The sequence below is a fragment of the Pseudomonas sp. WMBT8 genome, assembly GCF_050916005.1.
GTDB lineage: Bacteria > Pseudomonadota > Gammaproteobacteria > Pseudomonadales > Pseudomonadaceae > Aquipseudomonas.
This window is the reverse complement of sequence record NZ_CP188096.1, coordinates 5,208,815-5,233,337: the sequence shown is the minus strand read 5'-3', so window position 1 is coordinate 5,233,337 and position 24,523 is coordinate 5,208,815. Positions and strand designations below refer to the sequence as shown.

Sequence of the window (24,523 nt, the reverse complement as noted above, 5' to 3'; positions counted from 1 at the left end):
GCCGGCGATAGCATCACCTCGGTCTACCCGTTACTCCGAGGCGTTGCCATCGCCAGCAAGCCAGCTCCCACAAAGACACGAGGCACAGCATGCAAATCAAACTCGCCAACCCCCGTGGCTTCTGCGCCGGGGTGGACCGGGCGATCGAAATCGTCAATCGCGCCCTGGAAGTCTTCGGGCCGCCGATCTACGTGCGCCATGAAGTGGTGCACAACAAGTTCGTGGTCGAAGACCTGCGGGCCCGTGGCGCGATTTTTGTCGAAGAACTGGATCAGGTGCCGGATGACGTTATCGTCATCTTCAGCGCCCATGGCGTTTCCCAGGCCGTGCGCACCGAAGCAGCAGGCCGCGGCCTGAAAGTCTTCGACGCAACCTGCCCGCTGGTAACCAAGGTGCATATCGAAGTGGCGCGCTACAGCCGCGACGGCCGTGAGTGCATCCTGATCGGCCATGCCGGCCACCCCGAAGTCGAAGGCACCATGGGCCAGTACGACGCCAGTAACGGCGGCGCGATCTACCTGGTGGAAGACGAAAAAGACGTCGCCGAGTTGCAAGTGCATAACCCTGAGAAGTTGGCATTCGTGACCCAGACTACCTTGTCTATGGATGACACCAGTCGTGTCATCGACGCCCTGCGTACCCGTTTCCCCGCCATTGGTGGGCCACGCAAGGACGATATCTGCTACGCCACGCAAAACCGCCAGGATGCCGTCAAGCAACTGGCCGACGAGTGCGACGTGGTGCTGGTTGTGGGTAGCCCCAACAGTTCCAACTCCAACCGCCTGCGCGAGTTGGCCGAGCGCATGGCCACCCCGGCGTACCTGATCGATGGCGCCGAAGACCTGAAGCGCAGTTGGTTCGACGGTGTAGAGCGCATCGGTATCACGGCGGGCGCCTCGGCGCCGGAAGTCCTGGTGCGCGGCGTGATCCAGCAGTTGCAGGCGTGGGGTGCGACAGGCGCCGACGAGCTGGCAGGACGTGAAGAAAACATCACTTTTTCCATGCCCAAGGAGCTGCGGGTTCGTTCGCTGCTCTGAGCCCCAACTCGTCGTACCCGCGGCACAAGGCCTGCTCGGCCTTGTCGCTGCGCAGGCTGATCCGGCCGGTGGGCGCCAACACTACCTGATGCAGGCTCAGCGGCTGGTCCGTTGAGCACACATGCACAGTGCCGGCGCGAAACCCTCCCGCGGACAGCAGGGGTTCGCCCAATCCGCTGAAACGAATTTGCGTGCGCACCGGGGTATTGCCCACGATCGGGATCCGCCCATTGTCCTGGCGCTCCAGCAGGACCGGATTGTCGTCGTCCAGATGACCGCGCCCATTCATGTCCACCACCACTCTCCAGCCTCGGCTCCAGTCATCATCCAGCGCATGGATGATCACCGTTCGATTACGTGCAATGGCTTGGGTGCGCGCGTAGCGCAGGCCGGACGCTAGCGTTTGTGCGGCGCTCAGTCGCGTTTGTGAGTCCAGCAGGCTCTTGAAGCCGGGTACCGCCAATTGCGCCAGGATGCCGCTGACGATCAAGCCGAGCAGCAGTTCGATCAATGTAAAACCTCGTTGTTTCATACCTCGTCCCTCCATGGACCGTGTGGCTGAACTAGTTATAGCGGCACTGCGGGCAGGGCGGTGATGGCCTTTCTGTCCAAAGTATTTCCCTTTATTCCGAGAGGCAGCGCGGTTACGGGAGCGGCGCTAGTCTTGGGCAACACACGGCTCTCTCGGTCGTTTTGATGACCTTCGACAAGGATGACGATGGCTATGCGAACCTGCCCGGCAACCTCTTGTGCCCCCCCTGCTACCGCCCGACAGGCCGGCATGAGCCTGATCGAAGTGCTCGTCTCGCTGCTGATTCTCGGTGTTGGCCTGCTGGGGGCCGGGCTGATCCAGCTGAATGCGCTCAAATACACCGACAGTTCCAGGATGATCAGCCAGGTGAGTTTCATCGCCTACGACATGCTCGACCGGATCCGCGCCAACGCTGGTGCCGACTATTCCTGGGGAAGCGACGATATCTCGCCTGCCAGCACCTTGGCCGCGAGTGTCCGCGACCAGGACTTGCATGACTTCGAGGCCAATATCAGCCACCTTGCCGGCGATTCCGCCAAAGGTTCGATTGCGATCAATCAGCGTGAGGTGACCATCAGCATCAGTTGGGATGACTCCCGTGCGGCCAAGGCCAGCAATACCCGTGAAACATTTACCCTGACCAGTCGCGTCGCTGTCGATCCGAGGCCTGTGCGATGAGGCGCTCCAGCCTGGGTTTGGGCCTGGTCGAAGCATTGCTGGCGGCGGCCCTGGGGTTGCTCGTGGTCCTGGCGGCCGTCCAGGTAACCCTGGCCGCCCGAAGCAGCGCCGCCAGCCAGCACGCGTCAGCATTGTTGCAGGATGACGGGCGATTCATCCTGGGCAAGATGATCCAGGAGATTCGCCTGGCGGGGATGTTCGGGTGCCTGTCCCTGCCTCTGATAGCTCAGGCGCCTGCTGATTTTTCCAGGCCGGTCAGCGTGGTGGTCAATGGTGCCTCGACCAGCCTGACACTGGTCACCGGCGATGTTGGTGGCCAAGGCAGTCGGCCTGACTGGACTGTGCTCAGCAATTGTGTCGACAACGCCCAGGCTTATTCGGATGTGCCGCCCAAGCCGGGGCCCGGGCAGATCGCCTTTCCCGTGCGCAAACTGACCTACACCTTTGAGTCGGGGCAGCTAAAACTCAGCACGCCAGCAACGCCGGCCAAGGCGGTGCTGGTGGATAACGTAGGGGCGTTCGAGTTGAGTTTCGGGATGGCCAGCCAGCCTGGCTCCAGTGTTGTAAACCGGTATGACAGCCATCCTGGCGACGAATCGCTGATCCGCAGTGTGCGCGTGCTATTGACGCTTCGCGACCCGGCAGGCCGTGTGCGGGACCAGGTCTACAGCGCCGTCGCCGCCGTGCGTAATCGCCTTGAATAGCGGGTGGCGGATCACGGCTCCCAGGCAGCGCGGCGTGGTGCTGTTGATCAGCCTGGTATTGCTGCTGTTGTTGACGGTTCTCGGTCTGTCATCGATGCAGGGCTCTACGTCGCAGGAACAGCTCGCCGGCAGCCTCAGGCATCGCAACCAATCGTTTCAAACCGCCGAAAGTGGGCTCCGGCTCGGTGAGTCGGCAGTGCAAGCACACGGATTTGGTTTGCCGCCCTGCCAGTCCCAAGTTACCTGCGCACCGCCTAACGAGGCATATGCCATCAGCCAGCCGGGCGTCGATCCAATTTCGGCTATCACCTGGGTCGGCATACAGGGAGGCGTCTATGGCATTCAAAACCTGGGGCCCGCTGTCGGGTTGGCACATTTGCCGCCCGATACCCCGGCGACCTTGTATCGGGTCACTGCAGTGGGGATCAGCGGCCAGTTGCGCACGGTTCTGGAGAGCGTCTATGCGCGGGTAGACCCGGAGGCCGATGGGCGATTTCGACGAATTCTCTGGCGACAACTTCAGTAGGTGAACATCACGATGAGCGGCAACTGCAAAGGATTCACCTTGTTAGAGTTACTGATTGCACTGGCGATCATCGGCACATTGGTCGCGGTGACTTATCCGGTGTATACCGCCCAGGTGAAAAAGGCCTATCGCACAGAAATCGTCGGGCTGCTCACGGAGCAAGCTCAGCACCTTGAGCGCTATCACGTGAGAAATGGCACTTTTATTGATGCAAGCGGCGTCAGTACCGGCAATGATCGCTATAGAATCACCGTGATACTGGACCCGCAGGACTTCACCTTGATCGCGACGCCTTTTGCCGGCGCGATGCTGGGTGATCCTTGTGGTGTGTTCAGTTTGACCAGCACGGGCGCGCGGACCAATCCCGGCGCAGTGCCCGGCACTACGCGTCAAGAGTGCTGGGGGCGATGAGGCGGGTGGGCGACGGGGCGCCAGCGGCGCTCCTTTCTTTTTATCGGCTGGATCGAACAATGACTAAGCAGCAAGTCGTGGTTGTGGGTGGTGGTGTTATCGGGTTGTTGACGGCGTTCAACCTGGCAACTCAGGGGGTGGCGGTTGCCGTGCTTGACCGTTCGTCGGTCGGCCAGGAGTCTTCCTGGGCCGGAGGCGGGATTGTTTCGCCGTTATACCCATGGCGCTACAGCCCGGCCGTCACGGCGCTGGCCCATTGGTCCCAGGATTTTTACCCGCAATTGGCCCAGCGCCTGTTTGCGGCCACCGGCGTGGATCCCGAGGTTCATACCACTGGTCTGTATTGGCTGGACCTCGATGATGAGACCGACGCCCTGGCCTGGGCTGCGCGGGAAGGCCGGCCCTTGAGCAAGGTGGATGTGTCGGCCGCCCGTGACGCGGTTCCAGTGTTGGGACCGGGGTTTGCACAGGCTATTTATATGGCAGATGTGGCCAACGTGCGTAATCCACGCCTGGTCAAATCCCTCAAGGCTGCACTGTTGGCGTTGCCTGGCGTGACCCTCCATGAACATTGCGCGGTACAGGGGTTTATCCAGGAGGGCGGCAGCATCGTTGGGGTCAATACGGCGCACGGTGAGGTGCGGGGTGATCAGGTCGTGCTTGCCGCCGGTGCCTGGAGTGGTGAATTGCTGGGTAGCCTGGGGCTGACGCTGCCGGTGGAGCCGGTCAAGGGCCAGATGATTTTGTACAAGTGTGCTTCGGACTTTCTGTCCTGCATGGTCCTGGCGAAGGGGCGCTATGCGATTCCCCGCCGGGACGGACATATCCTGATTGGCAGTACGCTGGAGCATGAAGGCTTCGACAAGACACCGACCAAATCGGCTCTGGACAGCCTCAAAGCCTCGGCTGTGGAACTGATTCCTGCCCTGGTGGATGCCGAGGTGGTGGGGCATTGGGCGGGTTTGCGGCCTGGTTCGCCCGAGGGCATCCCCTATATAGGCAAGGTGCCAGGGTTTGAAGGGTTGTGGCTCAACTGTGGGCATTACCGCAACGGGCTGGTATTGGCGCCTGCGTCTTGCCAGTTGTTTGCTGACTTGCTGCTGGGGCATGAGCCGGTGATCGACCCGGCCCCTTATGCGCCCACTGGTCGAATATAAACCGGGGCTCCTACCGTTCCAGAGTACTCAGCGCTCGATAGATTTCGGTCCCTGCTCCAGGTGCGCCTGGGTGCAGTACCAGTCCTGGCGTTGGCTCAATGCCCGGTCTTGAGGCAGATGCACGCCGCAGTGCGCACAGCGAACCATGGGCGCGGCACTTTGTTCGCCGGGCTGTTGCTGGGTCGAAGCGGGGCGCTTGAATTTGCGCCAGAACCATACCGCAGCAGCAATCAGGGCAATCCAGAACAGTAAACGAACCATGGCAGGCAGCTTCTCGACAGGGAATCCTGCAGTTTAGCCAGGGATGTTAGCGGCGCACAGGGTAATAAAGTCGCGCCATAAAAAAAGGAGCCCCGAGGGGCTCCTTCTTGCGCTGCCAGACTGGTTTTCAGTCAAAGACACCGAACGTCATGTAGCTGAACCACGAGCGATCCTGGTTGTTGCCCAGGGCCTCTGGTGCTTCTTCCTCGATCACGTCGCCGTTCTCGTCGTGCGGCTTGAGCTCGGACGGAATGGCGTCCTTGGCGTCCTGGTACTGCTTGAGGATGTCCTGGTTGGCGCGGGTTTCGCCCGGCGGCAACGGTGGACGGGACTCGATCAGGCCCAGGGTGTACTTGCTCAACCACGAGCGGTTGTCCGCTTCGGCAACCTGCGGCACAAACTGGCCGTCTTGCAGGCTAGGGTGGTCCGGGTAGTTGAGTTTCAGGGTTTCCAGGCTGGTAGCCGCCAGGGTGTCGAGGTGCAGGCGCTGGTAAGCCTCGGTCATCACTGCCAGGCCATCACCCACGGAAGGGGTTTCCTGGAAGTTTTCCACTACATAGCGACCGCGGTTGGCGGCAGCAACATAAGCCTGGCGCGTCAGGTAGTAGTGGGCTACGTGGATTTCGTAGGAAGCCAGCAGGTTGCGCAGGTAGATCATGCGCTGCTTGGCGTCCGGCGCGTAGCGGCTGTTGGGGAAGCGGCTGGTCAGTTGGGCGAACTCGTTATAGGAGTCGCGCGCAGCACCTGGGTCACGCTTGGTCATGTCCAGCGGCAGGAAGCGCGCCAGCAGGCCAACGTCCTGGTCAAACGAGGTCAGGCCCTTGAGGTAGTAGGCGTAGTCCACGTTCGGATGCTGCGGGTGCAGGCGGATAAAACGCTCGGCAGCGGACTTGGCAGCTTCCGGCTCGGCGTTCTTGTAGTTCGCATAGATCAGTTCGAGCTGGGCCTGGTCGGCATAGCGGCCAAACGGATAGCGCGACTCCAAGGCCTTGAGCTTGGCCGTGGCGCTTGTGTAGCTATTGTTGTCCAGGTCGGCCTGAGCCTGCTGGTACAGCTCGACTTCACTGAGGTTTTCGTCGACGACGTCCTTTGTTGACGAGCAAGCAGCAGTCATGGCGAGGATGGCGATCAGCAGCAGGTGTTTCACTTGCATGGCGGCTTGCGTCCCTATGACGGCCGCTGTCTTGGGCGGGGCCGTCCTGTTATGATGAGCGCCCCGATGAAAGCCTCGGGGCAAAAGACGCCGTATTTAACCACAAGCGCGCAGCCGAAACCAAAGGCTGTGCCTCGCCTAGTCTGAGCATGTCCGATAAAATTGAACTTCGCGCAGAGGTGCCGTCCGAATTGGGCGGCCAACGCCTCGATCAAGTCGCCGCACAACTATTCGCTGAGCACTCGCGCTCGCGCCTTTCCGCCTGGATCAAAGACGGCCGCCTGACTGTGGATGGAGCGGTTATCCGCCCGCGAGACATAGTTCATGGCGGTTCGGTTCTTGAGCTGACTGCCGAGCAGGAAGCCCAGGGAGAATGGATCGCCCAGGACATCGAGCTGGATATCGTCTATGAAGACGACGACATCCTCGTGATCAACAAACCCGCAGGCCTGGTGGTTCACCCGGCGGCCGGGCACGCTGATGGCACCTTGCTCAATGCCTTGTTGCACCATGTGCCGGACATCATCAATGTCCCGCGCTGCGGCATCGTCCACCGCCTGGACAAGGACACCACCGGTCTGATGGTAGTGGCCAAGACCATCCAGGCGCAGACGCAGTTGGTCACACAATTGCAGAGTCGCAGTGTCAGCCGCATCTATGAGTGCATCGTGATTGGTGTGGTCGTGGCCGGTGGCAAGATCAACGCGCCTATCGGTCGTCACGGCCAGCAGCGCCAGCGCATGGCGGTGATGGAGGGCGGCAAGCAGGCCGTCAGCCACTATCGCGTGCTGGAGCGCTTCCGTTCACACACCCATGTGCGGGTCAAGCTGGAAACCGGCCGTACCCACCAGATCCGGGTACATATGGCGCATATCAACTTCCCGTTGGTCGGCGATCCGGCCTACGGTGGTCGCTTCCGTATTCCGCCGGCCGCCAGCGTGACCATGGTTGAGTCATTGAAGTCGTTCCCGCGCCAGGCGCTGCATGCACGCTTCCTGGAACTGGATCATCCGACGAGCGGTGAGCGGATGAGCTGGGAATCGCCACTGCCCGACGACTTTGTCTGGTTGCTGTCGTTGCTCAAGCAGGACCGCGAGGCCTTTGTCGGATGAATGACTGGCTGATTCCTGACTGGCCTGCGCCGGCCGGGGTGAAAGCCTGCGTCACCACCCGTGCGGGCGGCGTCAGTCTGGCGCCGTTCGACAGCCTCAACCTAGGTGATCACGTCGAGGACAGCCCTGTAGCTGTGCTTGAAAATCGTCGTCGCCTCACTGCCGCGTTCGATATCCAGCCCGCCTGGCTGCGCCAGGTGCATGGCGTGGTCGTGGTTAAGGCCGACCCGGGACAGATTGCCGAGGCTGATGGCAGTTGGACCGAGACGCCGGGCGTCGCCTGCACGGCGATGACCGCCGATTGCCTGCCGGCCCTGTTTTGCAACAAGGCCGGTACCCGGGTTGCTGCGGCCCATGCCGGCTGGCGTGGCCTGGCGGCGGGTGTACTGGAAGCTGCCGCCGACAGCCTGGGGGCTGTGCCGACCGACGTACTGGTGTGGTTGGGCCCGGCGATTGGCCCCAAGGCCTTTGAAGTCGGCCCTGAAGTGCGTGAAGCGTTTATGCAGCAACACCCGCAAACCGCGCAGGCCTTCGTTCCCAGCCACAACCCCGGCAAGTTCCTGGCCGACATCTACCAGTTGGCGCGCCTGCGCCTGGCTGCGCGTGGAATCACCGCCGTCTACGGTGGCGGCTTGTGCACCGTGACCGATCCGCGCTTCTTTTCTTACCGGCGCAGCCCGCGCACCGGTCGATTTGCCTCCCTGATCTGGCTCGAACGCTAGACTCTGCTGATCCATATCAAGCAGTGCCGGCTTGAATCTTCCAGAATCCACCCCATCTATAGGGGTATCTGGCAGGTTTCTTCATTCAGGATGCGTTAATCGCGGGCAAGCTCGCTCGCACATAGCTCCGGCCTGCTCAAAAGGAAGGTGACTAATGCGTATTGATCGTTTAACCAGCAAATTACAATTGGCGTTATCGGATTCCCAATCCCTGGCGGTTGGCCTCGACCATCCGGCCATCGAGCCCGCGCACTTGATGCAGGCACTCCTCGAACAGCAGGGTGGTTCTATCAAGCCCCTGTTGATGCAGGTGGGCTTCGACGTCAACAGCCTGCGCAAAGAGTTGAGCAAAGAGCTCGACCAACTGCCGAAAATCCAGAATCCGACGGGCGACGTGAATATGTCCCAGGATTTGGCGCGCCTGCTCAACCAGGCAGATCGCCTGGCCCAGCAGAAGGGTGACCAGTTCATCTCCAGCGAACTGGTGTTGCTCGCCGCCATGGATGACAACAGCAAGCTCGGCAAGTTGTTGCTGGGCCAGGGCGTGAGCAAAAAGGCCCTGGAAAATGCCATCAACAACCTGCGCGGCGGCGAGGCGGTGAATGACCCCAATCATGAGGAGTCACGCCAGGCCCTGGACAAATACACCGTCGACCTGACCAAGCGCGCCGAAGACGGCAAGCTGGATCCGGTGATCGGGCGTGATGACGAGATTCGTCGCACCATCCAGGTCCTGCAGCGTCGTACCAAGAACAACCCGGTGCTGATCGGTGAACCTGGGGTGGGTAAAACTGCCATCGCCGAAGGCCTGGCCCAGCGCATCATTAATGGTGAGGTGCCGGACGGCCTCAAGGGCAAGCGCTTGCTGTCCCTGGACATGGGGGCGTTGATCGCCGGTGCCAAGTTCCGTGGCGAGTTCGAAGAACGCCTCAAATCCCTGCTTAACGAGCTGTCGAAGCAGGAAGGGCAGATCATTCTGTTTATCGACGAACTGCACACCATGGTCGGCGCTGGTAAAGGCGAAGGCTCGATGGACGCAGGCAACATGCTCAAGCCAGCACTGGCCCGGGGTGAGTTGCATTGTGTGGGGGCGACCACGCTCAACGAATACCGCCAGTACATTGAAAAGGACGCGGCCCTTGAGCGTCGCTTCCAGAAAGTCCTGGTGGAAGAACCGAGCGAAGAAGACACCATCGCGATCCTGCGTGGCCTGAAAGAGCGTTATGAGGTCCACCACCGCGTGGCAATCACTGACGGTGCGATCATCGCGGCGGCCAAGTTGAGCCATCGCTATATCACTGATCGTCAGCTGCCGGACAAGGCCATTGACCTGATCGACGAAGCGGCCAGCCGGATTCGCATGGAGATCGACTCCAAGCCTGAGGTGCTGGACCGCTTGGAGCGCCGCCTGATTCAACTGAAAGTGGAATCCCAGGCGCTGAAAAAAGAGGACGATGACGCGGCGAAGAAACGCCTGGAAAAACTCCAGGAAGAAATCGTCCGCCTGGAGCGCGAGTATTCGGACCTGGAAGAAATCTGGACCTCGGAAAAAGCCGAAGTACAGGGTTCCGCACAGATCCAGCAAAAAATAGAGCAGTCGCGCCAGGAACTGGAAGCTGCCCGCCGTAAAGGCGACCTGAACCGCATGGCCGAGTTGCAGTACGGGGTGATCCCGGATCTGGAACGCAGCCTGCAAATGGTCGACCAGCATGGCCACAGCGAAAACCAGTTGCTGCGCAGCAAGGTGACCGAGGAAGAAATTGCCGAGGTTGTGTCCAAGTGGACCGGCATTCCGGTGTCGAAGATGCTGGAAGGCGAGCGTGACAAACTGTTGCGTATGGAAAGCCTGTTGCACCAGCGCGTGATTGGCCAGGAAGAGGCCGTGGTGGCAGTGTCCAATGCGGTGCGGCGTTCACGGGCCGGTTTGTCCGACCCGAATCGCCCGAGTGGCTCGTTCATGTTCCTCGGCCCGACCGGTGTGGGCAAGACCGAGCTGTGCAAGGCCCTGGCCGAGTTCCTCTTTGATACTGAAGAGGCGATGGTGCGTATTGATATGTCCGAGTTCATGGAGAAACACTCCGTGGCTCGTTTGATCGGAGCGCCACCAGGCTATGTGGGCTACGAGGAAGGCGGCTACCTGACCGAAGCGGTACGGCGCAAGCCTTACTCGGTGATCCTTCTGGATGAGGTCGAGAAGGCCCACCCGGATGTGTTCAACGTGTTGCTGCAAGTGCTGGAAGATGGCCGGCTGACAGACAGCCACGGGCGTACCGTGGACTTCCGTAATACGGTGATCGTGATGACCTCCAACCTGGGCTCGGTACAGATCCAGGAGATGGTCGGGGATCGTGAAGGCCAGCGTGCTGCGGTAATGGACGCGCTGACCAGCCACTTCCGCCCGGAATTTATCAACCGGGTCGACGAAGTGGTGATCTTCGAGCCTTTGGCGCGGGATCAGATCGCTGGCATTACCGAGATCCAACTGGGTCGCCTGCGCAGCCGTCTGGCAGAGCGCGAGCTGATGCTGGAACTGAGCAGCGAGGCCTTGGACAAGTTGATCGCGGTTGGCTACGACCCGGTGTATGGCGCACGGCCTTTGAAACGTGCGATCCAGCGCTGGATCGAGAACCCGCTGGCGCAACTGATCCTCTCGGGCAGCTTTATGCCGGGGACCAGCGTCAAGGCCACCGTGGAAAACGACGAAATCGTCTTCCACTAAGCCTGCAACTGGTGGTTATAAGCAGAGGCCCCGCATTGCGGGGCCTTTTTTTTCGATAGGGCGTTGAACTGTAAGGCAAAGGCTTGTAAAGTGCGCCCCGCAGCAACGTCAGCCCACGGGTTTCTTCTCCCCAAGGAGAAATCAGAAAGAAGCGCAAATCATTGTCTTAAAAGCAATTTAAAGGGTTGACAGGGGTTTTTAAGATTGTAGAATAGCGCGCCTCAGACACACGAACGTAGCGATACGGACGGGTCGAAGAGAAGGTAGTAAGCAGCATCGTAGTACTTTGAAATATGTAGTTCCGTGATAGCTCAGTCGGTAGAGCAAATGACTGTTAATCATTGGGTCCCAGGTTCGAGTCCTGGTCACGGAGCCAATTTCAAACCGGGGTATAGCGCAGTCCGGTAGCGCGCCTGCTTTGGGAGCAGGATGTCAGGAGTTCGAATCCCCTTACCCCGACCATTTTTGGGTCGTTAGCTCAGTTGGTAGAGCAGTTGGCTTTTAACCAATTGGTCGTAGGTTCGAATCCCACACGACCCACCATTTTTGAGACCAGTTAACGCTGGAATCGAATCTTAAGATCAGAGGCCAAAAGTCCTGATCGAAGAAGGCGACTTGAAAAGGTCGCCTTTTTTTTACCGGGGTATAGCGCAGTCCGGTAGCGCGCCTGCTTTGGGAGCAGGATGTCAGGAGTTCGAATCCCCTTACCCCGACCATATTAAAAATCCTCGTATCGAAAGATACGGGGATTTTTTTTTGCCTGTGCAAAAGCTGAAGTTACCTCGATCAAATGTGGGAAGAGGCAAGCCCCCTCCCACATTGAGCAGCCCCACACTGGGCCGTGTTGTTAGTGGAGCTTGAGCCGCGGCTCGGTGCCTCGGCCAATCTTGCTGCCCAGCATCAACATCATCGTGCGGAAGAACCCGTACAACGCCATCTGGTGCATGCGGTACAGCGACACATAAAACATCCGCGCCAGCCAGCCTTCGAGCATCACACTGCCGGTCAGGTTGCCCATCAAGTTACCCACAGCCGAAAAACGCGACAGCGAGATCAGGGAGCCATAGTCGGTGTACTTGTAGCTGGGCAGTGCCTTGCCTTCGATGCGCAATTTCAGGGACTTGGCCAGCAGTGACGCCTGCTGGTGGGCTGCTTGCGCCCGTGGTGGAACGTTGCGGTCGGTGCCTGGCTGCGGGCAGGCGGCGCAGTCACCGAAGGCGAAGATATTCTCGTCACGGGTGGTCTGCAGGGTTGGCAGCACCTGCAATTGGTTGATGCGGTTGGTCTCCAGGCCGTCGATGTCCTTGAGGAACCCTGGCGCGCGAATCCCGGCGGCCCACACCTTGAGGCTGGCGGGGATCACTTGGCCGCTGCTGGTAATCAGGCTGTCGGCAGTGACTTCGCTCACGGCCGAGTTGGTCATGACCGTCACGCCAAGCTTTTCCAGGGTTTTATGCACAGGCCCGCTAATCCGCTCTGGCAGGGCTGGCAATACCCGAGGGCCGGCTTCGATCAGGGTGATGTGCATGTTTTCCGGCTTGATCCGGTCCAGGCCATAGGCCGCCAGTTCATGGGCGGCGTTGTGCAGTTCGGCGGCCAGTTCGACGCCGGTAGCGCCAGCGCCAACGATTGCCACGCTGATTTGTTCCACCACATCGGTTTGCCCGGCATGGGCGCGCAGGTAGTGGTTGAGCAATTGCTGATGGAAACGTTCGGCCTGCTTGCGGGTATCGAGGAACAGGCAGTGCTGTGCCGCGCCTTCGGTGCCGAAGTCATTGGTGGTGCTGCCGACGGCAATCACCAGGGTGTCATACCCCAGCACGCGTGCAGGCACCAGCTCGCGGCCTTCTTCATCAAGGGTTGCGGCCAGTTGGATTTTCTTCTGTTCACGATCGAGCCCGCTCATGCGCCCTAGCTGGAACTCGAAGTGGTTCCATTTTGCCTGGGCAACATAATTGAGTTCGTCTTCAGAAGAGTTCAGCGAGCCGGCCGCCACCTCGTGCAGCAGGGGCTTCCAGATATGGGTCAGGTTGGTATCGACCAGCGTAATGCTGGCGGTACCGCGCTTGCCCAGAGTCTTACCCAGGCGGGTAGCCAACTCCAGGCCGCCGGCGCCGCCGCCGACGATAATAATACGATGGGTCATGGGGGTATCTCGCAAGGCTAAAAGAAATCGGTGCAGTTACCCGAGCGAGCGCCAGGCAGCTCATAGCGTCAGGTAACTCAAAAGACGGCTCAGAATGCCCAGGCCAATCACCACAACCAGTACCACCCCAAGGAGCAGCCACGGCCGGAAAGGCTTGCGCTCAACCTGGTGCTGGGACAGTTGCAGGTACTCTTCGACATGTTGTTGGTCGTCAGGGTTCAGGCGGCTGGTCATAAAGGCCTCGTCAGGTAGATGTTGCAGAAGGGCACCACGTTACAGGCTGATACCCACATCGAACACTATGCTGCGCCCCAGGTTGTTGCGCAAGAAATCCGGCGCGTCCGGATGGGCGAACAGCACCCGCGCAAAGGTCGGACCGACCAATGACAGCGAGCGCCAGCCCTGGCGCAGGTACTCGGTGGGCGGCGGGAAATGGCTGTTGAGGTCCAGCACTTCGCGCTTGAGGCTGGCGAAGGCGATGATATCCAGCTCGCCCAGGTCCATGCCGCGCTCTTTGTAGTTATGGGCTTTCTTGCGCAGGGTCGGCGCCAGGCGCAGGAGGAATTCATGGGCGGGAATGCGCCTGGGCTTGGCCTCGCGCCGCACCAATTGGCTCAGGGAAAAGGCACTGCGCCGGCGCAGCAGTTCGTCGCGCCATTCGTCATTCAGGCGCCGGCCTTCGTCGAGGACAAAAAACACCTCGAAACTGGCATCGCGAAACAGCACATCGGGCGGTTCTTGACCCGCGGCATGAAACTCTTCGGCGCGGTAGGGCACATTCAGGCCTTGCAGCAGGCGCTGGCAGACCCAACGCTCACGCTCCCATTTGCGGGCATTGGACAGGAACGCGTTGGCTTGTTCGGCCGCTATGGTGAGCAGGCGCAAATAATCTGAGTCATCCATGGTTCCAGCTTAGCGTTCAAATGATGACCGCAGGAAGTCCCGTGTGAAAAGGCTCGGTGTAGACTGGCGGTTCGGTTGACGGTTTTGCACAAGGAGTTTGCGGTGAGGTTTTTGCTTGCGGTATTTCTGAGCGTTCTGCCCCTGTGGGCCCAGGCGGTTGAACTCGGGGAGCGGTTGGCGCCGTGGACCCTGCTCGATCAATTCGACCAGGCCTACACCCTGGATAACCAGGCGCAGGTCCTACTGGTGGCGCGCAGCATGGACGCGGCCAAACTGGTGGATACGGCATTGCAGGGCCAGCCCAAGGGGTATCTGGAGGCGCGCCATGGGGTGTTTGTCGCCGATATCCAGCGCATGCCGAGGCTGATCGCCAAGCTCTTTGCGGTCCCGGCGATGCAGGCCTACAACTACCGGGTGATGCTCGATCGTGATGCGCGGATCGCTCCGCGCTATCCGGCACCTGTGGATAAAGTGCTGTGGCTGCAACTGGAAGACGGCAAGCTGGTGGCGCGCCATGAGTACGCCTCTGCCGCCGAACTGCGCCACGCCCTGGAGCAGGTGCAGCCGTGATCAGCGCCGCCGTGCTGGCACCGCACACCCTGTGGCTGGGCTGGCTGCTGTATGCGCCGGTGATTGTATGGGCGATCCTGCGCTCGTCCTGGGTCGAACTGTTTGCCGACCGGCGGCGTCAGCACCTGTTATTTGGCACGGTGTTCGCGCTGTTCATGCTGTGGTTGGTGCGCCGGGACTTCGACACCGGGGTGTCCTACCACTTTATCGGCATGACCGCCGTGACCCTGCTGCTCGACTGGCCATTGGCAATCGTCGGCGGGCTCGCGGCGCAACTGGGCCTGGTGCTGCTCGGGCGCCAGGACTTGGCGGCAGTCGGGGTCAACGGCGCGCTGCTGGTCCTCTTGCCGGTATTGGTGACTGAGACGTGCGCGTTGCTGGTGGAACGGGCGCAGCCGCGCAATCCCTTCGTGTATATCTTCTGTTCCGGCTTTTTTGCCGCCGCATTGTCGGCGTTGCTGTGCCTGTTGGCCGGCCTGGGCCTGTTGTGGCTGGACGGGCGCTTTGCCATGCCCGAGTGGATCGAGGACTTCATCGGTTACCTGTGGCTGATCATCTTTCCCGAAGCGTTTATCAACGGCATGGTGATCAGTGCGCTGGTGGTGTTTTGCCCGGAATGGCTTGAGACTTTCAACCGCACGCGCTACCTCTCGGCGCCCTGGAAAGATGACAATTCACGCCCTTGATCCAAATCAAAGGCGTGACGCAAAAGTGGTCGCATGCTCTGCGAAACTTCCAGGAGCACGATCATGAGTGTGTACGAGTGGGCACGGCAGGAGTTGCGCAGAAGCCAGGATGCGGCACAGGAAATCGGTTTTGACCCGGGCTTGAGCCTGCGCGCCTTGCTCAGTGCAGTGGTGCAGCAGAGCAAGGGCGTGCGTAGTGCCGAAGACCTGGCCGACGAGTTGCAGTTTTTAGCGGAAAACCTCGACGACCAACAGGACTACGGCTTTATGCGGCCTTAGTGGGCGCGCGGTGGCAGGTCTTCGGAGAACAGTTCGTCTTCGGCGTCCGGGCTGACCGGAATCTTGTGTTCCTCTGAGGCCCAGGCACCCAGGTCGATCAGTTTGCAGCGATCCGAGCAGAATGGCCGGTTGAGGTTGGTCGCTTTCCATTCCACGGGGGCGCCGCAGGTTGGGCATTCGACGGTCAAGGGTTGGCTCATGTTCGGCCTCCACGCAAAGTAAGGTAAAAGTGGTGCAGTCGCTCGACCTCGGCCTGTAGCCAGGCCAGGTCCTGGTCATTGACCAGTACATCGTCGGCATGGCGCAGGCGATCTTCCCGTGAGGCCTGGGCCTTGAGAATTGCCTGCACCTGTCCTTCGCTGATGCCATCGCGCAGCAGGGTACGCTGAATCTGTGTTGATTGCGGCACATCGATCACCAGGATGCGCTGGGTCATGGTGTGCTGGCCCGACTCGATCAACAACGGCGACACCAGGATCGCATAGGGCGAGCGGGCGCGGGCCAGATGGCTGCGGATCTCGTCGGCAATCAGTGGGTGCAGCAGGGCCTCAAGCCACAGGCGTTCTTGCGGCGCCTCGAAAATACGCTTGCGCAAGGCAGCGCGATCCAACTGGCCATCGGGCAGCAGGATTGCGCTGCCAAAGTGCTCGGCAATCTTTGCCAACGCCGGCCGACCGGGCTCCACCACCCAGCGCGAGGCATGGTCGGCGTCGATAAGGTCTACGCCAAGGTCGATAAAGTGCTGGGCGGCAGCGCTTTTGCCGCTGCCGATACCGCCCGTCAAGCCAAGAATCCAGGGTGTTGCGACAGAAGTGGTCATCTGAAACCGACAGACTGCAAATAGAAGTCGGTTATTTGACCACCCCAGAGCAATGCAATCCAGCCGGCAATCGCCAGATAGGGACCAAACGGTAGGGGCACCGATGTCTGCGCGTTACGCATGCGCAACAGAATCACCCCTGCTATCGCGCCCACCAGCGATGCCAGCAGCAGCGTCAGCGGCAGGATCTGCCAGCCACCCCAGGCGCCGAGCAGGGCCAGTAGCTTGAAGTCGCCATAGCCCATGCCGTCCTTGCCAGTGCACAGCTTGAACAGCCAGAACACCGACCACAGGCTCAAGTAACCGGCAACCGCGCCCAACAGGGCATCGGGCAGGGTCACGTACAACTCGAAATAATTGAGGATCAACCCCAGCCACAGCAGTGGCAGCACCAGCACATCCGGCAGCAGTTGGTGATCGGCGTCGATAAGGCTCATAGCCAGCAGGCCCCAACTCAAGAACAGCACTCCCGCGGCCGGCCAGCCGAAGCCGTAGTGCCAGGCAATAAATGCCGAGAGCAGCCCGCAGGCCAGTTCGGTCAGCGGGTAGCGTGGGTTGATGCAGGCGTGGCATTGCGCGCAACGTCCCCTGAGCAGCAGATAACTGAGCACCGGAACATTTTCCCACGGGCGAATCGGCTGGGAGCAGTGTGGGCAGCACGAGTTGGGGTGCAGCAGGTTATAGGTCGGGCCGCTGGGCTCCGGGGGCAGGCCGAGTATTTCATGGGCCTGGGCGCGCCAGTCCCGCTCGAGCATTTTCGGCAGGCGCCAGACCAGCACGTTGAGGAAGCTGCCAACGATCAGTCCCAGCACCAGTGCAGCCCAGACGAACAGCCAGGGGTGGAGGATCAGGAGTTGCTCCAGGGAAATGTTCAAAACGCCGTGCCAAGCTGGAAGATCGGTAGGTACATGGCGATCACCAGCGCCCCGACAATGCTGCCGAGCACCACCATGATCAGCGGCTCCATCAGGCTGGTCAGGTTGTCCACCAGGTTGTCGACGTCCGTTTCATAATGCTCGGCGACCTTCTCCAGCATGCTGTCCAGCGTGCCCGACTCTTCGCCGATGGCTGTCATCTGGATCGCCATGCCAGGGAACAGGCCGCTGGCGCTCATGGATTGATTCAATTGCATTCCTATTGCCACGTCCTGGCGCATGCGCGTGATTGCCTGGGTGAACCGCTCGTTGCCGGTGGCTGCGGCCACTGAATCCAACGCCTGTGCCAGCGGCACGCCGGCGGCGAAGGTAGTGGCGAGTGTGCGAGCGTAGCGGGCGACAGCGGTTTTTTTCAGCAGTGTGCCTGCCAACGGCAGTTTCAACAAACCAGTGTCCAGCCACAGGCGCAAGCCGTTGTGTCGACGGTAGCCACGGCGTATCCCCCAGGCAGTCGCGGCCACGGCCAGCAACAGCATCCACCATGCGCTCTGCATGAATTCGGACAGCAGGATAACCAGTTGGGTAAAGCGCGGCAGCGGTGTGTCGATGCCGGCGAACAGGCTTTCGAATTGGGGTACGACGTGGATCAGCAAGATGCTGCTGACCAGCGCCGCCACGAGCAGGACCACCAGTGGATAGGTCATGGCCTTCCTGATCCGGGCCTTGAGGCGTTGGCTCTTTTCCAGGTGGGTGGCTACTCGTTCCAGAAGGGTTTCCAGGGTGCCAGCCTGTTCGCCGGCCGCGATCAGGCTGCAATACAGTGGGGTGAAACACTGCGGCTGTTTCAATAATGCGCCGGTCAGGCTGTTGCCTGCGGCAATCTCCTGCTTCAATCCCTGGACCATCGTGCGCATGGCGCGGCTGTCAAAGCCTTCGCCAATCATGTCGAAGGCTTGCAGCAGGGGGATTCCCGCCCTCAGCAGAGTGGCCAGTTGGCGAGTGAACAGCGCAATATCGGCCGGGGTGATGGGGTTGCCCAGGCCCGAAAGGAGGCTGGAGCGCATCTGTACCCGAAGCGGGTTGATACCTTGCCGGCGTAATTGGGCCTTGATCACGGCGGGGCTATGACCACGGGTTTCGCCAGAGACCTTGCGGCCATTGCGCAACGTGCCTTCCCAGGCGTAGGTGGTGGCGGGGTTCGCGGTGACATCATTCATTGGCGGCGACAGCTCATCGGCAGGTGACGATCTACAGCTTAGTCAGGCCTCTGTGTCCGTCAGGCTATTGGACAAGGGGAAAATGTCAGATTGTGCGTCTTGTGAGGGCCTTGCCCGGCGCGGATGAGTACACTGGCGCGGTTGTTGAGGGCAGGGCGCAGGACGTGCCTTGCGATGGGGTTTTATTCTGGAGAGTGAGTGTGATGCGTCAGAACGGCTTTACTTTGATCGAGTTGTTGATCGTCGTGGCGATCATCGGCATCTTGGCCACCATTGGCCTGCCCATGTACACCAAGCACCAGGCCAAGGCCAAGTTCACGGCTGGGCTGGCGGAAATCTCGGCGTTGAAGGCGGGCTTCGAAGACACCTTCAACCAAGGCACGGTGCCCACGCTGGCGCTGATCGGTGGCACCAGCCCGACCGCCAACTGCGTGATCAGCGTGGTGGGTGATGTGGCTGCGGGGACGGGCTCGATTGCCTGCGAAATCCTTGATGCGCCTGCGCCGATCCAGGGCAAGCTCATTACCCTGGCGCGCAGTGCCAGTGAGGGTTGGAAGTGCACCACCAGCGCTGACGAGCAGTACGTTGCAAAGGGGTGTGCGGCTGGCAACTGAGGCCGGGCTGCCTTAATCAGTGATAGGAGCCCGGCGTGACGGGCTCCCAAGTAAAGGTTGCCCATGACGTTATCCGTGCAACAGCGAGGAAGCGTGTTCCTGGTGCTGGCGCTGAGCCTTTTGCTACTGGGTATTACCCTGTCCTTCAGTGGCCATGACTGGCAGCGTGTCATGCAGGTCGGCGTGGGTGTCTGTGCGTTGCTCTATTGCCTGGTGACTCCCGCCATGCGCCTGGTCGACAAGCCCACCGCTATCGGCCTGGCGCTGGTATTCGGCCTGGGCCTGATCTCTTCGTCGTTGGCCCACCAGCCACTCTGGGCGCTGACCGAGTGGGCGCTGATGATCACCTGCGGGGTGATTGCCGCAGCTTTTGCCCGGTTGCGGCGCAATGGCGATCCAACCCTGGATCAGGTGCTGATCCTGTTTGTGTTGTTGCTGTGCCTGATCAAGGTTGTGCAATACGGGTACGCGGGCGTGCTGGCGTTTACCAGTGGCGCACCGACACTGGACACTGACCTCCTGCTTTCCGGGTTCTCCAACAAGCGCTTCTACGGCCAGTTCCAGACATTTACCTTGCCTTTGCTGGCATTGCCGCTGTTGCTCGCGAGCACCTCGCGGTTGGCGCGTGGGCTGGTATTTGCCCTGTTGTGTGCCTGGTGGTTGATTGCAATCAGTGGCGGCACCCGTGGCACCTGGCTGGGCATCGGCGTGGCTGCAATCGTCGTGGCTTTCCTGGGGGCTGCGGGGCGCCGCTGGTTGACCTGGCAGTTGGCTGCACTGTGTGGCGGGCTGTTTTTGTACTGGTTGTTGTTCACGGTCCTGGCGCGTTACCTGGGGCTGGAAATTGCCAGTCTTTCCAATGACCGGCTCACCACCAGCCTTTCGGGCCGTGAAGTGATCTGGTGGCAAGCCTGGGACATGATCCGCGAACGGCCGTGGCTGGGTTTCGGGCCGATGCACTTTGCCGATATCCCTAACCCGATTGCCGCCCACCCGCACCAGGCGATCCTGCAATGGGCCAGTGAGTGGGGCGTGCCATCGGCCTTGTGTGTGGCGCTGCTGGCGTTGCGCGGCGGCTGGGCCACGTTGGTGGTCATTCATCGGCAAGGGGCGGCAGGGTCCGCGCAAGACCTGCTGCGCCTGTGCCTATTTGCCGCGCTGCTGGGCGCGACGGTGCAGGCCATGGTCGATGGGGTGATTGTGATGCCCTATTCGCAACTCTGGTTGGCGCTGGTGGTGGGTTGGCTGATGGCCTTGCATCCGTGGCGCACGCCGGTTGTCGCGCCGATGCCGCTGTTGTACCGGGCCTGGCAAGCGTCGGCAGTGCTCGCGGTGGTGTGGCTGGTATTTGTCGTGTATCGCGACTTGCCTGGTGCCACTGAGCGCAGCCAACACTACATTGACGTTGCCAAAAGCCATCTGCAGCCACGGTTCTGGGTCCAGGGAGTCATTGCGCCGCACATTCGGTAAGTTGCCGGGCGCCCAATGCAGTGCTAGCTTTAGCCCACCGCCCGTGTAGCTCAGTTGGTAGAGCAGCGCACTCGTAACGCGAAGGTCGCAGGTTCGACTCCTGTCTCGGGCAAAAAGGCACCACAGTTTTCAGATGATCCCAGAATGGTTCTGAAGGCCAGATGAACCGGTATTCGTGCCCGTTCTTTTGTATCTGCGCAACCTTGATGACCCAGATGCATCCCCATTCCTCGATCTAAGAGAACGACATGACCACGACAGCAATGACCCAGGAAGTGCGGCACGCAGAAGCCCTCAAGAAATATCTCGAGGAATCGCCGCAGCTTAAGGAAGAGATCAAGGAACTGAACGCTGATGACCAGCGCGACCAGATCCAGTGGGCATTCGAGGACGAGGCCGAGAGCCAGGGCTTCCAGCCTTGGGAACTGACCCTCAAGTACACGACCACAGCGGAAGAATTCGAAGCGGCGCGCCTGGCCTTGCACAAAGAGGCGGCCGAGGTGCTGGGTGTCGAGTGGGAAGAGTACTGCGAGATGAACAATCTGGTGGTTTAAACGCTATTATCGCCGGCAAGCCGGTTCCTACAGGTGTCGCACAATTGTGTAGGAGCCGGCTTGCTGGCGATGACGGTGTCAGATACTGAGCCGCATCGACAAATCCACTGCCTTCACATCCTTGGTCATCGCCCCGATGGAGATGTAGTCCACGCCGGTCTCGGCAATGGGCAGCAAGGTGCTTTCATTGATCCCGCCGCTGGCTTCCAGCTTGGCCTTGCCGCCGTTCAAGCGTACGGCTTCGCGCATGTCGTCCAGGCTCAACTCATCCAGCATGATGATATCGGCGCCCGCCGCCAGGGCTTCGCGTAACTCTTCCAGGCTTTCCACTTCGACTTCCACCGGCTTGCCCGGGGCGATCTTGTGGGCGGCAGCTATGGCCTGGGCAATGCCACCGCAGGCGGCGATATGGTTTTCCTTGATCAGGAACGCGTCATACAGGCCGATGCGATGATTGTGGCAACCGCCGCAGGTCACTGCGTATTTTTGCGCCAGACGCAGGCCCGGCAGGGTCTTGCGGGTGTCCAGCAGCTTGACCTGGGTGCTGGCGACAAAGTCCGCCAGGTACTGCGCGCGCGTGGCCACGCCCGACAACAGTTGCAGGAAATTCAGCGCACTGCGCTCACCGGTCAGCAATGAGCGGGCGGGGCCTTCGAGGTGGAACAGCGCCTGATTGGGGCTGACGCGTTCACCGTCGCGCACCTGCCAATGCACGGCAACCCGCGGGTCTAACTGGCGGAACACGGCATCGACCCAGGCGGTGCCACTGATCACGGCAGCATCCCGGGTGATGATCGTGGCCTTGGCCAGCCGTTCGGCCGGGATCAATTGCGCGGTGATATCGCCGCTGCCGATGTCTTCCAGCAGTGCGCGGCGCACGTTGGCTTCGATTTCGGCGGTGAGGTCGGCGAGGCGTAGATTCGGCATAGCGGGCTCCACATACAAAGTGCCCCGATTATAGGGGCATGGCAGCGCCGAACCCAAGGTATGCCGGCATAACCTGCCTGATTACAAAGCACCTACAGAGTTTGCTGGCGCTACAGGGGCTATTTGCAAGATAATCTCGCGCCTTGCAATTGGCGTCATAGCTTTGACGTCTCGGTGATCTACAGATAATCGCGCTCCCGCCGGTATTCCATTGGCGGTTGCCGCGCGAGCGCTCACAAAACCGAACCCCGTCGTTCCAGGAGGCCAGCATGCACAATGACGCAAAGGTGGTGCCGATCAACAAGATCGCCGCACAAGCGATGCCGTCGCCGCTCGCCCGCCTGCCTGTGATCGTGCTCCAGGTGCGTGACAAGGCCACCCAGCAACTCGACCGGGGTTTGCAGGAACTGTTCGATAACGCCGACGACACCCTGTTCGAAATGGCCGACAAGGCCCGCAACAACGCCGACCACAATATTTTCTTTGAAGCCATGCGCGACCTGCGCCTCAAGCGCAAGAACTTCGAGCGCGTGTTCATGGAGCAATTCTTCGACGCATTCGCCAACCTGGGGCAGGCCGGGCAAGGCGAGTTGCTGTTGCCGACGGTCTCCTACGAAGCAGTGCCCGGCGCGTGCGCCGATGACCTGGAAAAAGCCGTGGCCCTGGAGGCCATGCTCGACAAGGTCATGCACCGTGATGGCCTGGCCCTTGGGCAACTGACCGCCCGCCTCGGTGCGCTGCTGGGCAAGCGCCTCGACGATCGGGAAAACCCCCTTGGCCCGTCGATGCTCTGCGAGTACTTCCTGCGGGCCGGGCGCAGCCTGGGGGTGGAGATCCGGGTCAAGCTGATCATTTTGAAACTGTTTGAAAAGTACGTGCTCAGCGATGCCGACCTGCTCTACGGCGAGGCCAATCAGTTGCTGGTCGCCACCGGCGTGCTGCCCGAACTCAAGGCCGTCCCTTCGCGGCGTGCCGGCGAGCGCGCCAGCAGGGCCCGCCCGCCGGTCGAAGCGGCCCCTGCTGCCGACCCGCAGGCCGATGAGGCCGAGCAACAAGTCTTCGCGGCTCTGCAAGAACTGCTGCTGACCGTGCGCGGCAGTGTGGCCCCGACCCTGGAGGCCAGCGCCCAGGCCCAGCCGATTTCTACCCGTGACCTGCTGCGCCTGCTGTCTCATCTGCAGCAGTATGTGCCGGAACCTGCGGTCGAGGACGATTTCGACCTGCGCCGCCAATTGGAAGAATTGCTCACCCGGGTCAGCGTCAAGAGTGGCAAGTCGCGGGTAGTGGAAGATGCCGACGAGGATGTGATCAACCTGATCGCCATGTTGTTCGAATTCATCCTCGACGACCGCACCCTGCCCGATTCCCTCAAGGCGTTGATCGCGCGCCTACAGATTCCGATGTTGAAAGTGGCCGTGCTGGACAAGAGTTTTTTCAGCCGTGGCAGCCACCCGGCGCGGCGCTTGCTCAATGAAATCGGGACCGCCGCCATGGGCTGGGGCAAGCGTGACGACTATCAGCGTGACAGCCTGTACGTGCGCATCGAGCAGGTGGTGCAGTGCCTGTTGAATGATTTTGTCGACGACCCGGCGATTTTCTCCGTGCTGCTGCAGGAATTCACCGCTTACACCCAGGACGAGCGCCGCCGCAGTGAGTTGCTCGAACAGCGCACCCGCGACGCCGAAGAAGGGCGCGCCCGCACCGAGCAGGCCCGGCAACGGGTCGCCGATGCGGTTAGCCAACGCTTGCTGGGCAAGGTCTTGCCGCAGTTCGTGGTGCAGTTCCTGCAACAGGCGTGGAGCCAGGTCTTGTTGCTCGAATGCCTCAAGCACGGGCAACACTCGCCGCAATGGCAGGCGCGGTTGCGGGCCATGGACGAATTGATCTGGAGTGTCGGCCTGAGTGAAGACACCGAGGCTGGCCACCGCCTGCTGGAACAGTTGCCCGCGTTGCTCAAGGCCCTGCGTGAAGGGTTGAGCAAGGCGGCGTTTGATTCGTTTGTCACCCGGGAGTTTTTTGTCCAGTTGCAGGCCCTGCATACCCAGGCGTTCCAGGGGGCGGCGCTGCCCGGCGTGACACTGGTCCAAGTGCGCGAGGACGCGGCGGCTGGGGCGCCAGGGCAGACGGTCAGCCTGGCGGAGGACGATCCCGATCTGCTCAAGGTCCGACAACTGCGCATCGGCAGTTGGGTCGAATTTCGCGAAGATGAGGAAAACACCCTGCGCTGCAAGCTGACAGCGATTATCGCGCCCGCCAACAGCTATATATTTGTCAATCGCACAGGCCTCAAGGTGCTGGAGAAAACCTGCACTGAACTGGCCTTGGAGTTCAAGCGTGGCGGGGTGCGTACCCTCGATGATGCACTGCTGTTCGACCGCGCGCTGGCGTCGGTGATTGGCAATCTGCGGCAACTCAATCGCGCCAAGTGATCGCAACCACCCGGCGGATCA

General features: G+C 60.8%; 27 protein-coding genes and 5 tRNA genes. 21 read left to right on the top strand and 11 right to left on the bottom strand.

Translation table 11 applies throughout. The features are described 5' to 3' along the window. Positions 1 to 89: 89 nt before the first annotated feature. The gene (gene ispH / locus ACO77H_RS23815) at positions 90 to 1,037 is read left to right on the top strand and encodes a 4-hydroxy-3-methylbut-2-enyl diphosphate reductase (RefSeq protein ID WP_432754641.1); all 948 of its coding nucleotides are present in this window, start codon (positions 90 to 92) and stop codon (positions 1,035 to 1,037) included. On the opposite strand, the gene ACO77H_RS23810 is transcribed toward ispH, so the two are convergent. Next, on the bottom strand, positions 991 to 1,569 hold the full coding sequence (locus ACO77H_RS23810) for a GspH/FimT family pseudopilin (RefSeq protein WP_169951051.1): 579 nt from the start codon (positions 1,567 to 1,569) through the stop codon (positions 991 to 993). The genes ispH and ACO77H_RS23810 overlap by 47 nt on opposite strands. A gap of 192 nt (positions 1,570 to 1,761) precedes the next feature. Between ACO77H_RS23810 and pilV the strand changes: the two genes are divergently transcribed. Genes pilV through thiO form a run of 5 tightly spaced genes read left to right on the top strand, consistent with a single transcriptional unit; the run spans position 1,762 to position 5,045 of the window. After that, on the top strand, positions 1,762 to 2,247 hold the full coding sequence (gene pilV / locus ACO77H_RS23805; protein WP_432755784.1) for a type IV pilus modification protein PilV: 486 nt from the start codon (positions 1,762 to 1,764) through the stop codon (positions 2,245 to 2,247). Beyond that, positions 2,244 to 2,951 carry a pilus assembly protein PilW gene (locus tag ACO77H_RS23800; RefSeq protein ID WP_170041710.1) on the top strand — a complete coding sequence of 236 codons (708 nt, stop codon included), beginning with the start codon at positions 2,244 to 2,246 and terminating at the stop codon, positions 2,949 to 2,951. The genes pilV and ACO77H_RS23800 overlap by 4 nt, the downstream gene beginning before the upstream one ends. A 34-nt stretch (positions 2,952 to 2,985) precedes the next feature. Further along, a complete protein-coding gene (locus tag ACO77H_RS23795; RefSeq protein ID WP_432754640.1) occupies positions 2,986 to 3,477 on the top strand; it encodes a pilus assembly PilX family protein in 492 nt (163 codons plus the stop codon). Between the two features lie 12 nt (positions 3,478 to 3,489). Next, a complete protein-coding gene (locus ACO77H_RS23790) occupies positions 3,490 to 3,888 on the top strand; it encodes a type IV pilin protein (protein WP_169951045.1) in 399 nt (132 codons plus the stop codon). Positions 3,889 to 3,947: 59 nt separating this feature from the next. Then, entirely contained in the window at positions 3,948 to 5,045 is a 1,098-nt protein-coding gene (thiO, locus tag ACO77H_RS23785) for a glycine oxidase ThiO (protein ID WP_432754639.1), read from the top strand. Positions 5,046 to 5,072: 27 nt separating this feature from the next. Here thiO and ACO77H_RS23780 read toward each other — a convergent pair whose 3' ends face one another. Further along, positions 5,073 to 5,306 carry a PP0621 family protein gene (locus tag ACO77H_RS23780; RefSeq protein ID WP_169951040.1) on the bottom strand — a complete coding sequence of 78 codons (234 nt, stop codon included), beginning with the start codon at positions 5,304 to 5,306 and terminating at the stop codon, positions 5,073 to 5,075. Between the two features lie 127 nt (positions 5,307 to 5,433). Continuing rightward, entirely contained in the window at positions 5,434 to 6,459 is a 1,026-nt protein-coding gene (locus ACO77H_RS23775) for an outer membrane protein assembly factor BamD (protein WP_169951038.1), read from the bottom strand. Positions 6,460 to 6,608: 149 nt separating this feature from the next. Between ACO77H_RS23775 and rluD the strand changes: the two genes are divergently transcribed. The 7 genes from rluD to ACO77H_RS23740 all read left to right on the top strand — a co-directional run bounded on the left by rluD (position 6,609) and on the right by ACO77H_RS23740 (position 11,728). Next, positions 6,609 to 7,571 carry a 23S rRNA pseudouridine(1911/1915/1917) synthase RluD gene (rluD, locus tag ACO77H_RS23770; RefSeq protein WP_029292014.1) on the top strand — a complete coding sequence of 321 codons (963 nt, stop codon included), beginning with the start codon at positions 6,609 to 6,611 and terminating at the stop codon, positions 7,569 to 7,571. Further along, positions 7,568 to 8,293: a peptidoglycan editing factor PgeF gene (gene pgeF / locus ACO77H_RS23765; RefSeq protein ID WP_432754638.1), complete on the top strand. Its 726-nt coding sequence runs from the start codon at positions 7,568 to 7,570 to the stop codon at positions 8,291 to 8,293. Before rluD ends, pgeF begins: the two co-directional genes overlap by 4 nt. A 154-nt stretch (positions 8,294 to 8,447) precedes the next feature. Further along, complete coding sequence (gene clpB / locus ACO77H_RS23760) at positions 8,448 to 11,012, top strand: ATP-dependent chaperone ClpB (protein WP_092230488.1); 2,565 nt, start codon at positions 8,448 to 8,450, stop codon at positions 11,010 to 11,012. 300 nt (positions 11,013 to 11,312) lie between these two features. Then, a tRNA-Asn gene (locus tag ACO77H_RS23755) sits at positions 11,313 to 11,388 on the top strand. Between the two features lie 9 nt (positions 11,389 to 11,397). After that, positions 11,398 to 11,474, top strand: a tRNA-Pro gene (locus ACO77H_RS23750). A gap of 5 nt (positions 11,475 to 11,479) precedes the next feature. After that, positions 11,480 to 11,555, top strand: a tRNA-Lys gene (locus ACO77H_RS23745). 96 nt (positions 11,556 to 11,651) lie between these two features. Continuing rightward, positions 11,652 to 11,728 (top strand) — tRNA-Pro (locus tag ACO77H_RS23740). Positions 11,729 to 11,859: 131 nt separating this feature from the next. On the opposite strand, the gene ACO77H_RS23735 is transcribed toward ACO77H_RS23740, so the two are convergent. The 3 genes from ACO77H_RS23735 to ACO77H_RS23725 are packed head-to-tail and all read right to left on the bottom strand — an operon-like array spanning position 11,860 to position 14,061. Beyond that, positions 11,860 to 13,158: an NAD(P)/FAD-dependent oxidoreductase gene (locus ACO77H_RS23735; protein ID WP_432754637.1), complete on the bottom strand. Its 1,299-nt coding sequence runs from the start codon at positions 13,156 to 13,158 to the stop codon at positions 11,860 to 11,862. Between the two features lie 60 nt (positions 13,159 to 13,218). Then, positions 13,219 to 13,392: a DUF3094 family protein gene (locus ACO77H_RS23730; protein WP_169951032.1), complete on the bottom strand. Its 174-nt coding sequence runs from the start codon at positions 13,390 to 13,392 to the stop codon at positions 13,219 to 13,221. A 39-nt stretch (positions 13,393 to 13,431) separates the two neighbouring features. Beyond that, positions 13,432 to 14,061 (bottom strand): DUF1780 domain-containing protein, encoded by a 630-nt coding sequence (locus ACO77H_RS23725; protein WP_029292005.1) that lies wholly within the window; start codon positions 14,059 to 14,061, stop codon positions 13,432 to 13,434. Positions 14,062 to 14,163: 102 nt separating this feature from the next. On the opposite strand from ACO77H_RS23725, the gene ACO77H_RS23720 reads away from it, so the two are divergent. From ACO77H_RS23720 to ACO77H_RS23710, 3 genes are all read left to right on the top strand, one after another. After that, complete coding sequence (locus ACO77H_RS23720) at positions 14,164 to 14,631, top strand: FAD/FMN-containing dehydrogenase (protein WP_432754636.1); 468 nt, start codon at positions 14,164 to 14,166, stop codon at positions 14,629 to 14,631. Then, positions 14,628 to 15,317: an energy-coupling factor ABC transporter permease gene (locus ACO77H_RS23715; RefSeq protein ID WP_169951027.1), complete on the top strand. Its 690-nt coding sequence runs from the start codon at positions 14,628 to 14,630 to the stop codon at positions 15,315 to 15,317. Before ACO77H_RS23720 ends, ACO77H_RS23715 begins: the two co-directional genes overlap by 4 nt. Positions 15,318 to 15,380: 63 nt before the next feature. Beyond that, entirely contained in the window at positions 15,381 to 15,596 is a 216-nt protein-coding gene (locus ACO77H_RS23710; protein WP_057441062.1) for a hypothetical protein, read from the top strand. On the opposite strand, the gene yacG is transcribed toward ACO77H_RS23710, so the two are convergent. Genes yacG through ACO77H_RS23690 form a run of 4 tightly spaced genes read right to left on the bottom strand, consistent with a single transcriptional unit; the run spans position 15,593 to position 18,508 of the window. Next, positions 15,593 to 15,796 carry a DNA gyrase inhibitor YacG gene (gene yacG / locus ACO77H_RS23705; RefSeq protein ID WP_092238375.1) on the bottom strand — a complete coding sequence of 68 codons (204 nt, stop codon included), beginning with the start codon at positions 15,794 to 15,796 and terminating at the stop codon, positions 15,593 to 15,595. The genes ACO77H_RS23710 and yacG overlap by 4 nt on opposite strands. After that, on the bottom strand, positions 15,793 to 16,416 hold the full coding sequence (gene coaE / locus ACO77H_RS23700) for a dephospho-CoA kinase (protein ID WP_169951024.1): 624 nt from the start codon (positions 16,414 to 16,416) through the stop codon (positions 15,793 to 15,795). The genes yacG and coaE overlap by 4 nt, the downstream gene beginning before the upstream one ends. Beyond that, on the bottom strand, positions 16,413 to 17,285 hold the full coding sequence (locus tag ACO77H_RS23695; protein ID WP_432755783.1) for a prepilin peptidase: 873 nt from the start codon (positions 17,283 to 17,285) through the stop codon (positions 16,413 to 16,415). The genes coaE and ACO77H_RS23695 overlap by 4 nt, the downstream gene beginning before the upstream one ends. Before the next feature lie 2 nt (positions 17,286 to 17,287). Then, the gene (locus ACO77H_RS23690; protein WP_172312243.1) at positions 17,288 to 18,508 is read right to left on the bottom strand and encodes a type II secretion system F family protein; all 1,221 of its coding nucleotides are present in this window, start codon (positions 18,506 to 18,508) and stop codon (positions 17,288 to 17,290) included. 203 nt (positions 18,509 to 18,711) lie between these two features. On the opposite strand from ACO77H_RS23690, the gene ACO77H_RS23685 reads away from it, so the two are divergent. The 4 genes from ACO77H_RS23685 (at position 18,712) to ACO77H_RS23670 (ending at position 21,146) form a co-directional block, all read left to right on the top strand. After that, entirely contained in the window at positions 18,712 to 19,122 is a 411-nt protein-coding gene (locus tag ACO77H_RS23685; protein ID WP_170041950.1) for a pilin, read from the top strand. A gap of 63 nt (positions 19,123 to 19,185) precedes the next feature. Then, positions 19,186 to 20,592: an O-antigen ligase family protein gene (locus tag ACO77H_RS23680; RefSeq protein ID WP_172312241.1), complete on the top strand. Its 1,407-nt coding sequence runs from the start codon at positions 19,186 to 19,188 to the stop codon at positions 20,590 to 20,592. A 39-nt stretch (positions 20,593 to 20,631) separates the two neighbouring features. Next, positions 20,632 to 20,704 (top strand) — tRNA-Thr (locus ACO77H_RS23675). A 136-nt stretch (positions 20,705 to 20,840) separates the two neighbouring features. After that, entirely contained in the window at positions 20,841 to 21,146 is a 306-nt protein-coding gene (locus ACO77H_RS23670; RefSeq protein WP_169951014.1) for a DUF6388 family protein, read from the top strand. Positions 21,147 to 21,224: 78 nt separating this feature from the next. On the opposite strand, the gene nadC is transcribed toward ACO77H_RS23670, so the two are convergent. After that, entirely contained in the window at positions 21,225 to 22,073 is an 849-nt protein-coding gene (gene nadC, locus ACO77H_RS23665; protein WP_169951010.1) for a carboxylating nicotinate-nucleotide diphosphorylase, read from the bottom strand. 269 nt (positions 22,074 to 22,342) lie between these two features. On the opposite strand from nadC, the gene ACO77H_RS23660 reads away from it, so the two are divergent. After that, positions 22,343 to 24,502 carry a DUF1631 domain-containing protein gene (locus ACO77H_RS23660; protein ID WP_432754635.1) on the top strand — a complete coding sequence of 720 codons (2,160 nt, stop codon included), beginning with the start codon at positions 22,343 to 22,345 and terminating at the stop codon, positions 24,500 to 24,502. Positions 24,503 to 24,523 lie beyond the last annotated feature (21 nt).

Bases quoted from the DNA above. Each gene is read 5' to 3' on its own strand.
- ACO77H_RS23660 (WP_432754635.1), top strand. From the start codon at position 22,343: ATGCACAATGACGCAAAGGTGGTGCCGATCAACAAGATCGCCGCACAA.
- rluD (WP_029292014.1), top strand. From the start codon at position 6,609: ATGTCCGATAAAATTGAACTTCGCGCAGAGGTGCCGTCCGAATTGGGC.
- pilV (WP_432755784.1), top strand. From the start codon at position 1,762: ATGCGAACCTGCCCGGCAACCTCTTGTGCCCCCCCTGCTACCGCCCGA.
- thiO (WP_432754639.1), top strand. From the start codon at position 3,948: ATGACTAAGCAGCAAGTCGTGGTTGTGGGTGGTGGTGTTATCGGGTTG.
- ACO77H_RS23780 (WP_169951040.1), bottom strand. From the start codon at position 5,306: ATGGTTCGTTTACTGTTCTGGATTGCCCTGATTGCTGCTGCGGTATGG.
- ACO77H_RS23735 (WP_432754637.1), bottom strand. From the start codon at position 13,158: ATGACCCATCGTATTATTATCGTCGGCGGCGGCGCCGGCGGCCTGGAG.
- coaE (WP_169951024.1), bottom strand. From the start codon at position 16,416: ATGACCACTTCTGTCGCAACACCCTGGATTCTTGGCTTGACGGGCGGT.
- ispH (WP_432754641.1), top strand. From the start codon at position 90: ATGCAAATCAAACTCGCCAACCCCCGTGGCTTCTGCGCCGGGGTGGAC.
- ACO77H_RS23800 (WP_170041710.1), top strand. From the start codon at position 2,244: ATGAGGCGCTCCAGCCTGGGTTTGGGCCTGGTCGAAGCATTGCTGGCG.
- ACO77H_RS23710 (WP_057441062.1), top strand. From the start codon at position 15,381: ATGAGTGTGTACGAGTGGGCACGGCAGGAGTTGCGCAGAAGCCAGGAT.
- ACO77H_RS23680 (WP_172312241.1), top strand. From the start codon at position 19,186: ATGACGTTATCCGTGCAACAGCGAGGAAGCGTGTTCCTGGTGCTGGCG.
- ACO77H_RS23690 (WP_172312243.1), bottom strand. From the start codon at position 18,508: ATGAATGATGTCACCGCGAACCCCGCCACCACCTACGCCTGGGAAGGC.
- ACO77H_RS23685 (WP_170041950.1), top strand. From the start codon at position 18,712: ATGCGTCAGAACGGCTTTACTTTGATCGAGTTGTTGATCGTCGTGGCG.
- pgeF (WP_432754638.1), top strand. From the start codon at position 7,568: ATGAATGACTGGCTGATTCCTGACTGGCCTGCGCCGGCCGGGGTGAAA.
- ACO77H_RS23725 (WP_029292005.1), bottom strand. From the start codon at position 14,061: ATGGATGACTCAGATTATTTGCGCCTGCTCACCATAGCGGCCGAACAA.
- ACO77H_RS23810 (WP_169951051.1), bottom strand. From the start codon at position 1,569: ATGAAACAACGAGGTTTTACATTGATCGAACTGCTGCTCGGCTTGATC.
- nadC (WP_169951010.1), bottom strand. From the start codon at position 22,073: ATGCCGAATCTACGCCTCGCCGACCTCACCGCCGAAATCGAAGCCAAC.
- yacG (WP_092238375.1), bottom strand. From the start codon at position 15,796: ATGAGCCAACCCTTGACCGTCGAATGCCCAACCTGCGGCGCCCCCGTG.
- ACO77H_RS23730 (WP_169951032.1), bottom strand. From the start codon at position 13,392: ATGACCAGCCGCCTGAACCCTGACGACCAACAACATGTCGAAGAGTAC.
- ACO77H_RS23775 (WP_169951038.1), bottom strand. From the start codon at position 6,459: ATGCAAGTGAAACACCTGCTGCTGATCGCCATCCTCGCCATGACTGCT.
- clpB (WP_092230488.1), top strand. From the start codon at position 8,448: ATGCGTATTGATCGTTTAACCAGCAAATTACAATTGGCGTTATCGGAT.
- ACO77H_RS23670 (WP_169951014.1), top strand. From the start codon at position 20,841: ATGACCACGACAGCAATGACCCAGGAAGTGCGGCACGCAGAAGCCCTC.
- ACO77H_RS23790 (WP_169951045.1), top strand. From the start codon at position 3,490: ATGAGCGGCAACTGCAAAGGATTCACCTTGTTAGAGTTACTGATTGCA.